Genomic DNA, 888 nt, shown 5'->3' with positions numbered 1-888 from the left:
CCGGCCGTCGATCGCGCCGGTCCGTTCGACACCGAAGAAGAAGCGGCGCGCGCACCGAAGCTGCTCGCCGACCGGTCCCGGGCATGGGCCGACGAAGAGGCCCGAGAGGACTCTTGGGGAGCCGGTTCCGCGCGGAGCGGCGAAGGCGCCGACGACCAGTAGGCTGGCCGAGGCGACACCCGCCGGAGGGGAAGCGATGGACAAGCAGCGTGACTTCGTACTGCGCACGATCGAGGAGCGCGGCGTCAAGTTCGTCCGCCTGTGGTTCACCGATGTCATCGGAACCCTGAAGTCGGTCGCGATCGCCCCCGCCGAGGTCGAAGGGGCCTTTGCCGAAGGTCTGGGATTCGACGGCTCGGCCATTGAGGGCCTCACCCGCTCGTACGAGTCGGACCTGCTCGCGCACCCCGACCCGTCGACCTTCCAGATTCTGCCGTGGCGCGGTGAGATCGACCCGACCGCGCGCATGTTCTGCGACATCACGACGCCAGACGGGCAGCCGGCCGTCGCCGACCCGCGCAATGTTCTCAAGCGCGCCCTTGCCAAGGCAGCCGACGCCGGCTTCACGTTCTACACGCACCCCGAGATCGAGTTCTACCTGCTCAAGTCGTCGTCGTACGGAGCGGATGGCCCCGAGCCCGTCGACTCGGCGGGCTATTTCGACAACGTCCCGGGTGGCACCGCACACGACTTCCGCCGTCGCTCGGTGCGCATGCTCGAAGACCTCGGAATCTCGGTCGAGTACAGCCACCACGAGGGTGGTCCCGGTCAGAACGAGATCGATCTGCGGTACGCAGACGCCCTGGCGACCGCTGACAACATCATGACGTTCCGCACCGTGATCAAAGAGGTGGCCATCGAGCAGGGCGTGTATGCCACGTTCATGCC

At 67.0% G+C, this 888-nt stretch carries 1 protein-coding gene; it reads left to right on the top strand.

Going from position 1 to position 888, the window contains the following annotated elements; genetic code table 11:
* Window positions 1-196 precede the first annotated feature (196 nt).
* Window positions 197-888 (top strand): glutamine synthetase family protein (locus NQ160_RS24250; RefSeq protein ID WP_257517521.1); only part of this gene is annotated, 692 nt, incomplete at its 3' end.

It is taken from the genome of Microbacterium sp. zg.Y909 (assembly GCF_024626565.1).
Note: the sequence above shows the minus strand (reverse complement) of the source record. Positions and strands in the feature narration are given on the sequence as shown.